General features: G+C 73.6%; 13 protein-coding genes and 1 riboswitch. Of the genes, 6 read left to right on the forward strand and 7 right to left on the reverse strand.

Features of this window, described 5'->3' with window-relative positions:
• Positions 1-56 precede the first annotated feature (56 nt).
• The 4 genes from ACZ7DY_RS30845 to ACZ7DY_RS30860 form a co-directional block, all read right to left on the reverse strand.
• A complete protein-coding gene (locus tag ACZ7DY_RS30845; RefSeq protein WP_471141077.1) occupies positions 57-860 on the reverse strand; it encodes an enoyl-CoA hydratase/isomerase family protein in 804 nt (267 codons plus the stop codon).
• Between the two features lie 167 nt (positions 861-1,027).
• Entirely contained in the window at positions 1,028-1,249 is a 222-nt protein-coding gene (locus ACZ7DY_RS30850) for a helix-turn-helix domain-containing protein (protein ID WP_055550175.1), read from the reverse strand.
• A gap of 371 nt (positions 1,250-1,620) precedes the next feature.
• Entirely contained in the window at positions 1,621-3,219 is a 1,599-nt protein-coding gene (locus ACZ7DY_RS30855) for an ABC-F family ATP-binding cassette domain-containing protein (RefSeq protein ID WP_471141080.1), read from the reverse strand.
• Between the two features lie 121 nt (positions 3,220-3,340).
• Entirely contained in the window at positions 3,341-4,132 is a 792-nt protein-coding gene (locus ACZ7DY_RS30860; protein WP_471141083.1) for a PQQ-binding-like beta-propeller repeat protein, read from the reverse strand.
• Positions 4,133-4,361: 229 nt separating this feature from the next.
• Between ACZ7DY_RS30860 and ypfJ the strand changes: the two genes are divergently transcribed.
• Positions 4,362-5,252: a KPN_02809 family neutral zinc metallopeptidase gene (gene ypfJ / locus ACZ7DY_RS30865; protein WP_471141085.1), complete on the forward strand. Its 891-nt coding sequence runs from the start codon at positions 4,362-4,364 to the stop codon at positions 5,250-5,252.
• 118 nt (positions 5,253-5,370) lie between these two features.
• Positions 5,371-5,784, forward strand: a complete 414-nt coding sequence (locus ACZ7DY_RS30870) for a VOC family protein (RefSeq protein WP_471141088.1) — start codon at positions 5,371-5,373, stop codon at positions 5,782-5,784.
• A gap of 12 nt (positions 5,785-5,796) precedes the next feature.
• Here ACZ7DY_RS30870 and ACZ7DY_RS30875 read toward each other — a convergent pair whose 3' ends face one another.
• The 3 genes from ACZ7DY_RS30875 to ACZ7DY_RS30885 form a co-directional block, all read right to left on the reverse strand.
• On the reverse strand, positions 5,797-7,248 hold the full coding sequence (locus tag ACZ7DY_RS30875; protein WP_471141090.1) for a hypothetical protein: 1,452 nt from the start codon (positions 7,246-7,248) through the stop codon (positions 5,797-5,799).
• A 111-nt stretch (positions 7,249-7,359) separates the two neighbouring features.
• Positions 7,360-8,496 carry an alpha/beta hydrolase family protein gene (locus ACZ7DY_RS30880; RefSeq protein WP_471141093.1) on the reverse strand — a complete coding sequence of 379 codons (1,137 nt, stop codon included), beginning with the start codon at positions 8,494-8,496 and terminating at the stop codon, positions 7,360-7,362.
• Positions 8,497-8,585: 89 nt separating this feature from the next.
• Positions 8,586-9,272: a class II aldolase/adducin family protein gene (locus ACZ7DY_RS30885; RefSeq protein WP_471141096.1), complete on the reverse strand. Its 687-nt coding sequence runs from the start codon at positions 9,270-9,272 to the stop codon at positions 8,586-8,588.
• Between the two features lie 279 nt (positions 9,273-9,551).
• Between ACZ7DY_RS30885 and ACZ7DY_RS30890 the strand changes: the two genes are divergently transcribed.
• The 4 genes from ACZ7DY_RS30890 to ACZ7DY_RS30905 all read left to right on the forward strand — a co-directional run bounded on the left by ACZ7DY_RS30890 (position 9,552) and on the right by ACZ7DY_RS30905 (position 13,937).
• Positions 9,552-10,847 (forward strand): inorganic phosphate transporter, encoded by a 1,296-nt coding sequence (locus tag ACZ7DY_RS30890; protein ID WP_471141099.1) that lies wholly within the window; start codon positions 9,552-9,554, stop codon positions 10,845-10,847.
• Positions 10,848-10,859: 12 nt separating this feature from the next.
• Positions 10,860-11,084, forward strand: coding sequence for a hypothetical protein (locus ACZ7DY_RS30895; RefSeq protein ID WP_471141102.1), 225 nt, complete (start codon positions 10,860-10,862; stop codon positions 11,082-11,084).
• A gap of 125 nt (positions 11,085-11,209) precedes the next feature.
• A riboswitch (cobalamin riboswitch) is annotated at positions 11,210-11,351 on the forward strand.
• Between the two features lie 109 nt (positions 11,352-11,460).
• Complete coding sequence (locus ACZ7DY_RS30900) at positions 11,461-12,432, forward strand: cobalamin biosynthesis protein (RefSeq protein ID WP_471141105.1); 972 nt, start codon at positions 11,461-11,463, stop codon at positions 12,430-12,432.
• On the forward strand, positions 12,429-13,937 hold the full coding sequence (locus ACZ7DY_RS30905) for a cobyric acid synthase (protein WP_471141107.1): 1,509 nt from the start codon (positions 12,429-12,431) through the stop codon (positions 13,935-13,937). Before ACZ7DY_RS30900 ends, ACZ7DY_RS30905 begins: the two co-directional genes overlap by 4 nt.
• Positions 13,938-13,967 lie beyond the last annotated feature (30 nt).

A 13,967-nucleotide genomic window follows, 5' to 3' on the forward strand; every position in this document is an offset into this window, starting at 1 on the left:
CCGTCCGGAACGCCCGCCGCCGGGGCGGGCTGGCACGGGCGTCCGGTCGTGGGCGTCTAGTCGCCGAGGCCCGCGAGGTCGCGCAGTCGGCGGCCCTGTGCCGCGCGCTCGGCGACCCGCTGCTCCTCGTAGGAACGGCCCGCGGCACCCTGCAGCAGCGCCTTGGTCTCGATGACGGCGTCCCGGGGCGCGGCGATGAGCGCGGCGGCCAGGTCCTTGGCGGCGGCGTCGAGCTGGTCCGCGGGTACGACGAGGTTGGCGAGGCCAACCCGCTCGGCCTCGTCCGCGTGGACGAAGCGGCCGGTGGCGCAGATCTCCAGCGCGCGGGCATAGCCGACGAGGCCCACCAGCGGGTGGGTGCCGGTGAGGTCGGGGACGAGGCCCAGGCTGGTCTCGCGCATGGCGAACTGCACGTCGTCCGCCGCGATCCGCAGGTCGCAGGCGAGCGCGAGCTGGAAGCCGGCGCCGATGGCATGGCCCTGGACGGCGGCGATGGACACGATGTCGCTCCGGCGCCACCAGGTGAACGCCGCCTGGTACTCGGCGATGGTGGCGTCCAGGACACCGTCCTCACCGCGCGCGAGATCGATGAAGGACGGCTCGCCGTCGAAGCCCTCGGGCGTGAACGCCTGCCGGTCAAGGCCGGCGGAGAAGGACTTGCCCTCGCCGCGCAGCACCACGACACGGACGCTGCCGGGCAACAGCTGACCTGCCTCCGTCAACGCCCTCCACAGCGCGGGAGATTGGGCGTTGCGCTTGGCCGGATTGGTCAGTGTCACCGTGGCGACGGCCTCGTCGATGGTGAGGCGTACGCCGTCCTTGTCGAGAACCGGTGCGAGCTCGCTGTCGGACGAAGCCATGAGGTGCCTCCGATGGGTGCGGTCGGGCCGGACGCAGGGGAGCGCCCGTAAGTGACTGCACAGTAACCACCCGGTCGATAGGGGGTACCCCCAGGTCCCGTTAAGGGCTCCGGGGAAGAACCGACCGGGCGGTCACCATCGGACCACCGAACAGCGTGCCGCAGCCGTCAGCCGGCGGCGGCCTTCTTGCCTCGCGTCGCCCCGCCGCGTCCCCGCAGCGTGACGCCGGATTCGCTGAGCATCCGGTGCACGAATCCGTAGCTGCGGCCGGTCTCCTCGGCCAGTGCCCGGATGCTCGCTCCACCGTCGTACTTTTTCTTCAGGTCTGCCGCGAGCTTGTCGCGCGCGGCGCCGGTCACCCGGCTGCCCTTCTTCAGAGTCTCGGCCACCCGTGCCTCCTCATGGGAAGTGCGCTCTGGACTTCTCATGATCACCCCTCCCGGGCTTCCTGGCCACCCATTCGACAAGGTCCATCCGGCCGGGTTCGGCTCCTGACGGGCATCGGACACGACCGGAATTAACGATTCCGCTCGCTGGATTTCGCCTCGCCGGCCAGAGGCCGCGACGAACGGGCAGGTCAGGGACGTGCGACGAGGAGAGCCGCGCCTCTTCGCAGGTCGGCGCCGGAATCCGTGTATGACACACCTCGGTACGAGGACAGCTCACACAGATGAGGGATCACGGATCGGCCGAATGATCCATACGCAGTGGATCAGTCATTCGATCAAGCGCGGTGGACGCCCGGCCGAGGGCCGGCGGGTCAGGCGAGCGCGACCAGGTCCGCGTAGTCCTGGCCCCACAGGTCCTCGACACCGTCCGGCAGCAGGATGATCCGCTCCGGCTGGAGGGCCTCCACCGCGCCCTCGTCGTGCGTGACGAGGACGACCGCGCCCTTGTAGGTGCGCAGCGCGCCGAGGATCTCCTCGCGGCTGGCCGGGTCGAGGTTGTTGGTGGGCTCGTCGAGCAGGAGGACGTTGGCGGAGGAGACGACGAGGGTCGCGAGGGCGAGCCGGGTCTTCTCGCCGCCGGAGAGCACGCCCGCGGGCTTGTCGACGTCGTCCCCGGAGAAGAGGAACGAGCCGAGCGTCTTGCGCACCTCGACGAGGTCGAGGTCGGGGGCGGCCGAGCGCATGTTCTCCAGGACCGTCCGCTCGGGGTCCAGGGTCTCGTGCTCCTGCGCGTAGTACCCGAGCTTGAGGCCGTGGCCCTCGATGACCTGCCCGGTGTCGGGCTTCTCGGCGCCGCCGAGAAGACGCAGCAGGGTGGTCTTGCCCGCGCCGTTGAGGCCGAGGATGACCACGCGCGAGCCCTTGTCGATGGCCAGGTCGACGTCGGTGAAGATCTCCAGCGAGCCGTACGACTTCGACAGGCCCTCGGCCATGAGCGGCGTCCTGCCGCACGGCGCGGGCTCGGGGAAGCGCAGCTTGGCGACCTTGTCGCTCTGGCGCACCTCCTCGAGGCCCGACAGGAGCTTGTCGGCGCGGCGCGCCATGTTCTGCGCGGCGACGGTCTTGGTGGCCTTGGCGCGCATCTTGTCGGCCTGCGAGTGCAGGGCCGCGGCCTTCTTCTCGGCGTTCTGCCGCTCGCGCTTGCGGCGCTTCTCGTCGGACTCGCGCTGCTGCTGGTAGAGCTTCCAGCCCATGTTGTAGACGTCGATCGCGGAGCGGTTGGCGTCCAGGTAGAAGACCTTGTTGACGACCGTCTCGACGAGGTCGACGTCGTGGGAGATCACGATGAAGCCGCCGCGGTAGGTCTTCAGGTAGTCGCGCAGCCAGACGATGGAGTCCGCGTCGAGGTGGTTCGTCGGCTCGTCGAGCAGGAGCGTGTCGGCGTCCGAGAAGAGGATGCGGGCCAGCTCGATGCGGCGGCGCTGACCGCCGGAGAGCGTGTGCAGGGGCTGGCCGAGCACGCGGTCGGGGAGGTTGAGCGCGGCGGCGATGGTGGCGGCCTCGGCCTCGGCGGCGTACCCGCCCTTGGTGAGGAACTCCGTCTCCTGGCGCTCGTACTGCTTCAGGGCCTTCTCGCGGGTGGCGCCCGAGCCGTTCGCGATGCGCTGTTCGTTCTCGCGCATCTTGCGGATCAGGGTGTCGAGCCCGCGCGCGGAGAGGATGCGGTCGCGGGCGAGCACGTCGAGGTCGCCGGTGCGGGGGTCCTGCGGGAGGTAACCGACCTCTCCGGAGCGGGAGATCGTGCCGCCGGCGGGGATGCCCTCACCGGCCAGGCACTTGGTGAGCGTGGTCTTGCCCGCTCCATTGCGGCCGACCAGGCCGATGCGGTCGCCCTTCGCGATGCGGAAGGAGGCGTTCTCGATGAGGATGCGGGCGCCGGCGCGCAGCTCGATGCCGGAAGCGGTGATCACGGGGGGTACTCCTGAACAGGGTGGACGGCGAGAAGGACGACTGGTTGCTCGGGGCCGGTGTCTACGCCGTCCAACTGAGAAGAGGAGCTGCCATGGCAGCCAGTCTAACGGGCCGTCGCAACTAATTTTCTGGTCGGCCGCCGCCGTCGGCGCCCGGCCCCGCGTCCCCGTTGCCCAGCGGGGTGCGCCCCGGAACGATTCTTCCGTAGTCGTCGACCGCGATGACCTGCGCGGTCCATGACGCTCCTGCGCCGGTGCACGGCTGGGCGACGAGGAGGGCCCCGGCGCGGCGCACGGACCGGGCCGGCTCGAAGGCGCAGCCCCGGTGGGCGGGCAGCACCCAGCGCAGGTCGCCGTCGGCAGTGCGGTAGGCGGTGATGCGGTGCGGGGTGACGACGGCCAGCATCCGGGCGTCCGGGGTGAGCGGCTGCAGGACGCCGGCGCCGCCGCGCGCGGCCGGGGTGCGCAGCCAGGCGGCGCTCTCGGGGACGGCCCGGTGCCAGCGCACGGAGCTGCCGTCGGCCCGGGCGGTGTCGGTGACCATGCCGTCGCTCCAGAGCGCGAGGGCGTGCCCGGGGGCGGAGAGGAGCGTGACAGGGCGGCGGCCCTCACGCGTGTACGACCACCGCAGCCCGCCGCTCGTGGTGTCGTACGCCGCGACGGCCCGGCCCGCCGCGCGCACCCGCGGCTCGGCGGTGGCCGCGGATCCCGCCACACGCGTGTGGACGACGAGGTGGTCTCCGTAGGGGGCGGGCCGTGAGTGGTGGGCCGCGGTGATGAGGGGCAGGGCGAGCAGGGCGAGGGCCACCGGCAGCGCGAGGCGGGTGCCGCGGCGGGTGAGCGCGGGCGCCCAGGGGCGCGGACCGGGCGCCCCGCACTGCGGGCCGGCCGGGTCGAGCGGCAGAACGGACATGACGCCCCCCTCTGGTACCCACTGCCCACGGATCAGGCGCAGAGCGTAGCGGCGGGGGTCGGGGACGGTCGCCGTGCGGCGGGGCGACACGGCGGCGGGCGTGCCGCGTCCCCCGTTCGGACCTCCGTCCGGCGCCCGGCGGCGCGGGTCGTACCAGGATGAGGGTGGCCGGTAGCCCGGCGCGGGACGGTGTGCGCCGTCCCGGACCCGCGGCAGAGGGGTGCGCCCAATGCAGTTCGACGACGACGCCGATCTGGACACCTCACAGGTGCAGGACGTGCGCGGCAGCCGGATCCCCGGCGGCCGGGCCACCGTGGGCGGCGGCATCGCCGGTCTGATCGCGCTGGTCCTCGGGCTCCTCTTCGGGGTCGGCCCCGACCAGCTGGGGCTCTCCTCCGGCAACGACGAGCCCGCGGTCACCTCCTCGTCCCTCGCCCAGGTGCAGCAGAGCTGCCGTACCGGACAGGACGCGAACACCAAGGAGGACTGCCGCGTCGTGGCGGTGGTCAACAGCGTCCAGGACTTCTGGCGCCCGGAGTTCCAGCGCCGCCGTGGCACCTACTCCCCCGCGCGGACCGTGCTGTTCACCGGCCGGGTGGGCACCGCGTGCGGCACCGCCACGTCGGCGGTCGGCCCCTTCTACTGCCCCGGCGACAAGAAGGTCTATCTGGACCTGGGCTTCTTCGACGAGCTGCGGAGCAAGTTCGGCTCCACGGGCGGCCCCTTCGCGCAGGCGTACGTCGTGGCCCACGAGTACGGGCACCACGTGCAGGACCTGGTGGGGACCCTGCAACGCTCCCAGGACGGGCGCACGGGCCGCGACAGCAACTCCGTGAAGGTCGAGCTGCAGGCCGACTGCTACGCCGGGGTCTGGGCGCGGCACGCGACCCGCAGCCCGGACGCGCGCACGGGCAGGCCGCTGATCAGCAGCCTCGACGAGAACGACATCCGGGACGGTCTGGACGCGGCGGCTGCGGTGGGCGACGACCGGATCCAGGAGAAGTTCCAGGGCCGGGTCACCCCCGAGTCCTGGACGCACGGTTCGGCCGAGCAGCGCCGGCACTGGTTCTACCAGGGCTATCGCACCGGTGACATGGGGCAGTGCGACACCTTCCGCTGACCGCGCGCCGGGCCGCGCGCACCGGGGCGGACGGGGCGTTGTCGGTGCCCGGTGCGAAACTGGGGGCAGTGTGGTCCGCATCACACTCCACGGCACGGATCTGAACGGAGTGATCGGCATGGCAGGCGACGGCGGCGGACGGCCGAGCATCTTCCCCACCCTGCTGTACGCGGACGCCAAGGCGGCGATCCGGCAGCTGACGGAGGCGTTCGGCTTCACCGAGGTGAGTGTGTACGAGGCCGAGGACGGCACCGTCGTACACGCCGAACTGGCCCAGGGCAACGGCGCGGTGATGCTCGGCTCCAAGAGCGCGGGCGGCGCCTACGCCCGTGCGATGAAGGACGCGGGCCCGTGCGGGGTGTACATCGTGGTGGACGACGTCGACGCCCACCACCAGCGGGCCGAGGAGCACGGCGCGGAGATCCTGATGCCCCCGACCGACCAGGAGTACGGCTCGCGGGACTACATGGCGCGGGACGCCGAGGGCAACGTGTGGAGTTTCGGCACGTACGCCCCCGGCATCCGCACCTGAGGGGCCCGGGGCTCACTCCCCGCCGGTGTGCACCTGGAAGGCGGCGCGGCGCACGGCCTTGGCGAGCGCCGGGTCGGGGTGGGCGGCGGCGAGCGCGACCAGGACCTGGACGGTGCGGGGGTGCCCGGCGCGGCGCACCTCGTCGAGGAGGGCGGGCACGGTGGGCTGGACCGCCGACTCCAGGTGGCGGACGAGGAGTTGGGCCTCGCCGTGGTCCGCGACGGCCGCCGCGGTGTCGATCCACAGCCAGGTGGACTCCTCGCGGGTCAGCACGAGGTGGACGTCCTCGGGGTCGGCGCCCTCCTGCTCGGCGAGCCAGAGCAGCGCGTAGGGCCGCAGTGAGGCCTCGTCGACGACGGCCCTGACCTCGGCCTCGGCCGGCGCGCCGACCACGCGCAGGGCCTCGAAGGCCAGGCCGCGCAGGAGGGCGTCCTCGCCGCGGGCGACGGTGAGGAGTTCGGTGACGGCTCCGGAGACGGTGCGGGCGGCGAGCCAGGCGCGGTATTCGGCGCGGGCCGCGTTGGGGCGCAGGCGGGCGCAGCCGCGCAGCATCTCCTCCGCGGACTGCTCGATGTGTCCCGCGGGGCTCTGCGCGGCGACGCAGATCTGCTCCAGCTTGACCCAGACCGCCCAGCTGCCGAGCGGGGTGAGCGTGGCCTGGCCGTCGGCGCAGGTCAGGGCGCCGACCGCGGCGAGGCCGTGCAGGGCCCAGTCGAGGAGGGCGGGGAGCGGGGCGTCCTGCGGGGCGGGGGCGGCCGGCTCCGGCTGAGGGCCGTAGGGGATCTCGCAGCGCTCGGTGCGCAGTTCGGTGACGCGCTGGTCCAGGAGGTCGAGCAGTTGCGGCACGGGCACGGGGCCCGCCGAGAGCTGCAGGAGGGAGAGGACCTGCGGCATGGCCTCGACGACCTCGGCGACGGCCGCGGGGGCGAGCTCGTCCGGCGCCGGGTGAGCCAGCGACCAGGCGTCGAATAGGGCGACCCAGCCGCGCAGTACGGCGGTGTCGTCACGGTCCCAGGCGCGCAGCCGCCAGCCGGGGCGCGCGACGTCGCCGTGCACCTCGATGAGGCCCGCGAGGCGCGCGGTGTCCCAGTCGGCGCGGACCTGAGCGGGGGTCAGGCCCAGCTCGGCGGCGGCCCGTTCGGCGGTGGCGTCGGAGAGCGTGCCCTTGCCGTCGGGGGTCCCTGCGGTGCGGCCGGGGCCCGGGCGCAGGGCGTCGTCGGCCCAGCGGGCGACCCGGGCGGCGGCGGCCAGACCGGCGCGGGCGGCCGCGGCCAGTTCCGCGGGGGCGGGGGTGCCCTCGGGCGGCCGGGGCGCGGGACGGCGCGTACGGCGGTCGCTCATCGCGCCGGGGGCGGCGGAGAGCGGTCGTGCTGGGTCGCGCCGGGCCTCTCCTCGCTCTTGGGCCCTCTGATGGGGCGCGCGGACAAGTCGGAGCCTGGAGTCGCGCGGGGTACGGGACGTCACGGGAGCAGTCTTCCTGTTGACGGTCCGAAAACCCAAACGGAATGGGGACGGAAGCCCTCCGTCCGCCGCGCGCCGGGGATGCGCGGGGCGTACGGGCCGGGGTGCGGACGGTCAGAGCAGGGGGGTGAGGAAGCGGCGCAGCACCTCTTCGTAGCCCTTCGGGTCGGCGTTCCACATGGCGCCGTGCGGCGCGTCAGGGACGGGGTGCAGGGTGACCAGGTCGGGGCGGCGGGCGACCAGTTGGCGGGAGAGGCGCCAGGGGGCGACGGCGTCGTCGGGGCCGTGCACGATCAGGGTGGGGACCCGCAGTGCGTCGGGGCCCGCGGCCGCCATGGTCCTGTCGCCGCGCAGCCCGGTGCGCCCCTGGGCGGCACGGACCGCAAGCGGAAGGAGCGGCCCGGGGGTGCGGCGGGCGCCGGCGAGGGCGCGCAGGGTGGTCTCCCAGTCGAGGACCGGGGAGTCGAGGACGAGGCCGCTGATGCGCTCGCGCAGCGCGGAGTGCGCGGCGGCGTGCAGGCACATGGCCGCGCCGGTGGACCAGCCGTGCAGGACGACGCGTTCGGCGCCGTTGCGCACGGCGTGGCGCAGGGCGGCGTCCAGGTCGCGCCACTCCGTCTCGCCGAGGTGGCCGAGGCCGTCCGGGGAGCGGGGGGCGTCCGGGTCGCCGCGGTAGGCGAGGTCGAGGACCGGGACGCGCAGGCGGCGCAGGAAGTCCATGACGACCATGGGGTGTTCGCGGGTCGTGCCCAGGCCGTGCACCGTGATGACCCAGGTGTCACGGGCGCCGGGCACGAACCAGCCGGGCAGGGTGCCGAGTTCGCCGGGGATGTCGACGTCCGCGTACTCGATGCCGAGCGCGGTGCGCGGGTCGCCGACGTGGACCTGGGGGGTGAGCCAGACGCGGGCGCCGGGGTCCAGGGAGCCGCGGGTGACGGCTTCGAGGCGGCGTACGACCGTGTCGGCCTCGTGCGGGGCGGAGTCGAGGACGGGGCCCACGATCGCGTGGCTGCCGTTGCCGCTCAGGCCGTAGGTGCCCGGCCGGCGGCTGGCGAGGGAACGGGTCAGGCTCACCTGCCCCGCCGCCGTGGCGTGCACGGTCAGGCGGGGTTCGGTGGGCAGGGGTCTGCCCGCGGGCGCCCTGAGGGCGGCGTCGCTGGCGAACCGGCCGGCCGCGATGGCGGCCGCGGCGGTCCCTAGGGCGGCTGTGACTGCGGTGACGGCCGCTGCCGTCGCTTTGGCTGGGCGCACCGTCCCAGTGTCCGGGGATGAGGCTCCCGAGGCCAGTGGGCCATACCCGTGAAGTGCGCGGCGAACTCGGGTGGCGGAGCGGCCGGGCCTCAGCCGGCCGGCTGGCCGTACCCCCCGAGCTTGTCCTCCGCTTCGCGCAGCTGTGCCGGGGAGAGCAGGTTCGGGGCGTGGCCGGGCACCGCGGCGGCGGTGAGCCAGAGGCGGGACATCCATTCCAGTTGGGCGGTGCGGTCGTAGGCCTGGGCGAGGTTATGGCCGTAGGTGACCGTTCCGTGGTTCTGCAGGAGGCAGCCCGTGCGGTCGCGCAGGGCGCCGAGCATGTTCCGCGCGAGTTCCTCGGTGCCGTACAGCGCGTACGGGGCGACCCGGACGGGGCCGCCGAGTATGCCGGTCATGTAGTGCACCGCGGGGAGCTCGCGGACCAGCAGGGAGACGGCGGTGGCGTGCACGGCGTGGGTGTGGACCACGGCGGTCGCGCCGGTCTCGCGGTAGATCGCGAGGTGCATCGGGAGTTCGCTGGTGGGTGAGAGCTCGCCGATGGTCCGGCGGCCTTCGAGGTCGACGCCGACCACGTCCTCGGGGCGCAGCCGGTCGTACGGGACGCCGCTCGGGGTGACCAGGACGGTGTCGCCGACCCGGACCGAGACGTTGCCCGAGGTGCCGACGACCAGGCCGTCCGCGACGGTCCTGCGCGCCGTATCGACCAGTTCGTCCCAGGCGCGCGCGATCGCGTCCCGCGCCGTGCCGCCGTCCGTGTGCTGCCGCTGCTGAGTCATGCGGGGATCCTGCCGGGTGATCAGTATCTCTTCAACGGGCCGGCGGGGCGGTTCCGAGGGGCGGGCGCGGGCGGGGGCCGCCGGATGGCGGAACCCGACACTCCGCCCAGTTTGCGGGCCTCCGGGCCCCGCTCCTTACGATCGTCTTCGGCTGCCCGGGCCATACGGAGTGATCGCGCTCCACTTCGGGTCACCGCACCGCCCGGCCCAGTTCACTTTCCGTTCACCCGGATTGCCTACGTTCCACATGCCACTGACGTCCAACAGAAGCCTGGGTAAATGGAACACATCACGCTTCTCCTCGGGATCGTGATCGTCACCGCTCTCGTGTTCGATTTCACGAACGGTTTCCACGACACTGCCAACGCGATGGCGACGACCATCTCGACCGGCGCTCTCAAGCCCAAGACGGCGGTGGCCATGTCCGCCGTGCTCAACCTCGTCGGAGCCTTCCTCTCCGTCGAAGTCGCCAAGACGATCTCCGGCGGCATTGTCAACGAGGACGGCCTCAAGACCGAGGTCATCTTCGCCGCGCTCGTCGGCGCGATCCTCTGGAACCTCCTCACCTGGCTGGTGGGCCTCCCCTCCAGCTCCTCCCACGCCCTCTTCGGCGGGCTCATCGGCGCCGCGGTCATGTCACAGGGCTGGTCGTCGATCAACGGCGGCACCGTCGTCACCAAGGTGCTGCTCCCGGCCGTCGCCGCCCCGCTCGTCGCGGGTGTCGCCGCCACGCTGGCGACGCGCCTGACGTACCGCATCGGCCGCAAGACCGACCAGAAGGCCACCGCGAAGGGGTACCGGGCGGGCCAGATCGCCTCCGCGGGACTCGTCTCGCTGGCCCACGGCACGAACGACGCGCAGAAGACCATGGGCATCATCACGCTCGCCCTGATCACGGGCGGCGTCCTGAACCCCGGCGCCAACCCCCCGATGTGGGTCATCGTCTCCGCCGGTGTCGCCATCGCGCTCGGCACCTACCTCGGCGGCTGGCGCATCATCCGCACCATGGGCAAGGGCCTGACCGACCTCGCGCCGCAGCAGGGCTTCGCCGCCCAGACCAGCGCCGCGACGGCGATCCTCGCCTCCTCGCACATCGGCTTCTCGCTCTCCACCACCCAGGTCTGCTCGGGCGCCGTGATGGGCGCGGGCCTCGGCCGCAAGGGCGGCGTGGTCCGCTGGTCGACCGCGACCCGGATGTTCGTCGCGTGGGGCCTGACCCTGCCGGCGGCCGGTCTGGTCGGCGCGGGCGCCGAGTTCCTCACCAAGCAGGGCCCCTGGGGCATCACGGCCACCGCGGCGCTCCTCATCGCCGGCTCGGGCGTGATCTGGTTCCTCTCCCGCCGCAACGCCGTCGACCACACCAACGTCACGGACGACGAGACCCGCCACGACGGCATCCCGGCCGCCGAGCCCGCGGGCGTCGTGACCACCGCGATCGCCGCCGTCACCCCGCCTCCCGCGGGCGCGCCGGCCGCCTCCTCTCTCCGGGAGGAGCCCGTCAAGGCCACCCTGTCGGCCCCGACCACCACCACGACCGGCGCCATGGCGGACCCCGCCCGGCCCGCGACCGTGTAAGGACAGACCAGCATGAGCATCGACTGGGCAGCCCTCGGCTCCGTCTTCGGAGTCAGCCTCGCGGTGACCGTGGCCCTGGTGGGCCTGTTCACCCTCGGCATCGTCGGCCTCTCCAAGCAGGAGTCGGCGGCCGCCTCCACCGGTGGCTCCGCGGCCCTGGCCCGCACCGGCGCCTACGCCTGCTTCGCGCTGTGCGCCGCGGCGGTGGCGTACGGCATCTATCTGATCGTCGCCTGACGGCACGGCCGTCATCCGACGGCGGCGTTCCCGGGTGGGGCGCGGAGCGGTCACACGCTCCGCGCCCCACTCGTGCGTGTGGGCCCCAACACACTCTCCCGCCGCAGGTCAACGGCGAGTTGACGGGCCTTCGCGAGGCGTGGTGGACTGCCGGGGCCAACCACGGCGGCAGAAGAGGAAGCCGGTGCGAATCCGGCGCGGTCCCGCCACTGTCACCGGGGAGCCACTCCCCGCGAGCCAGGAACTCTCGCCGCCGATCACGTCGAACCAGGGCGCGGACACCCTGAGTGAGGACATATCGCCATGCCCGGCCGCCCGGTGCCGCCCTCCCCCCTGAGTACGAGTCCTCTCCTCAGCGCAGCGGCGGGCTGAGCCCATGAGTGCCGATCGCGACTTCGCGTACGGCGCCGCCGCCGGCCTCCTCGGTGACCTGCTGCTCGGCGATCCCCGCCGGGGCCATCCGGTCGCCGCGTTCGGCCGTGCCGCGGGCGCCGTCGAGCGGCTGCTGTGGCGCGACCACCGCGGGTGGGGTGCGCTGCACGCCGTGGTCTGCGCCGGTGGCGCGGCCGGCGCCGCCGCCCTAGCCGCCACCGCCGTACGCCGCTCACGCACCGGATCCGTCGCGCTGACCGCCGCCGCCACCTGGGCCGTCGTCGGCGGCACCTCGCTCACCCGGGAGGCCCGGGCCATCGGCGGGGCGCTCGCGGCCGGGGACATCGAGGTGGCGCGGGAGCGGCTGCCGCACCTGTGCGGGCGGGACCCGCAGGCGCTGGACGCCGACGGGATCGCGCGGGCGGTCGTGGAGTCCGTCGCCGAGAACACCTCCGACGCCGTGGTCGGGGCGCTCGTCTGGGGTGCGCTGGGCGGGGTCCCCGGGCTCGTCGCCTTCCGTGCCGTCAACACGCTGGACGCGATGGTGGGGCACAAGTCGCCCAGGTATCTGCGGTACGGGTGGGCCTCCGCCCGGCTCGACGACGTCTTCGGGTGGCCCGGCGCACGGCTGACCGCGGGACTCGCCGCGCTCGCCGGGGATTCGCCGCGCGGCGCCCTGCGGGCCTGGCGCGCGGACGCCGGCCACCACCCGAGCCCGAACGCGGGCCCCGTCGAGGCCGCCTTCGCCGGCGCGTTGGGCGTACGGCTCGGGGGGACGCTCTCGTATGCGGGCCGGGTCGAGCACCGTCCCGTGCTGAACACCCGGGGGCGCCAGGTCCGGGTGGCGGACATCGAACGGGCCGCCACGCTGTCCCGTCGCGTCGGCGTGCTCGCCCTCGGTGCCGTGGTGACCACCCGCTGGGCGCTGCGGTCGGCAAGGCCACCGCGGTCGGCAACGTCAGGGAGAAACTCATGAGCGGTGGACTGCTCGTCGCGGGAACCACCTCGGACGCGGGCAAGAGCGTCGTCACCGCCGGCATCTGCCGGTGGCTGAGCCGCAAGGGGGTGTCCGTCGCGCCGTTCAAGGCGCAGAACATGTCCCTCAACTCCTTCGTCACCCGCGAGGGCGCGGAGATCGGGCGGGCCCAGGCCATGCAGGCGCAGGCCGCCCGCGTCGAGCCGAGCGCCCTGATGAACCCGGTGCTGCTCAAGCCCGGCGGCGACCGCTCGAGCCAGGTCGTCCTGATGGGCAAGCCGGTGGGCGAGATGAGCGCCCGCGGCTACCACGGGGGCCGCCAGGCGCAGTTGCTCGACACCGTCGTGGGATGCCTGGAGGAACTCCGGGGCACGTATGACGCCGTGATCTGTGAGGGGGCGGGCAGTCCCGCCGAGATCAACCTGCGGCGCACCGACATCGTGAACATGGGCATCGCGCGCGCCGCCCGCTTCCCCGTCCTGGTGGTCGGGGACATCGACCGGGGCGGGGTGTTCGCGTCGTTCTTCGGCACGACGGCGCTGCTGAGCGCGGCCGACCAGGAGCTGGTCGCCGGCTATCTGGTGAACAAGTTCCGGGGTGACGTCTCGCTCCTCGAACCCGGCCTCGACATGCTGCTCGGCCTCACCGGACGGCGCACGTACGGCGTACTGCCGTTCCAGCACGGGCTCGGCATCGACGAAGAGGACGGCCTGCGGGTCTCCCTGCGGGGCGCCGTGCGGGAGTCCGTGGTGGCCCCGCCGGTCGGCGAGGACGTGCTGCGGGTCGCCGTGTGCGCGGTGCCGCTGATGTCCAACTTCACGGACGTGGACGCGCTGGCCGCCGAGCCGGGCGTCGTCGTGCGGTTCGTGGACCGGGCCGAGGAACTCGTCGACGCCGACCTCGTGGTCGTACCGGGTACGCGGGGAACGGTGAAGGCACTGCGGTGGCTGCGCGAGCGCGGCCTCGCGGACGCCCTCGCGCGCCGCGCCGCCGAGGGCCGGCCGGTGCTCGGGATCTGCGGCGGCTTCCAGGTTCTCGGCGAGCACATCGAGGACGACGTCGAGTCGCGCGCCGGGTCCGTGGACGGGCTCGGGCTGCTGCCGGTGCGGGTGCGGTTCGCCCGCGAGAAGACCCTCGCCCGGCCGGTCGGCGAGGCTCTCGGCGCGTACGTCGAGGGGTACGAGATCCACCACGGCGTCGCCGACGTCCGGGGCGGGGAGCCCTTCCTGGACGGTTGCCGGGTCGGCGAGGTGTGGGGCACGCACTGGCACGGGTCGCTGGAGAGCGACGCGTTCCGCCGCCGGTTCCTCACCGAGGTCGCCCGCGCGGCCGGGCGCCGCTTCGTGCCCGCGCCCGACACCAGCTTCGCGGCGCTGCGCGAGGAACAGCTCGACCTGCTCGGCGACCTGATCGAAGAACACGCGGACACCGACGGCCTGTTGAGCCTGATCGAGAACGGCGCGCCGGGGGGCCTGCCGTTCATCGCGCCGGGAGCGCCGTCGTGAGCGCCGCCACGCACCACCGCATCAAGGAGG

The sequence above is a fragment of the Streptomyces sp. NPDC037013 genome (genome assembly GCF_055607265.1).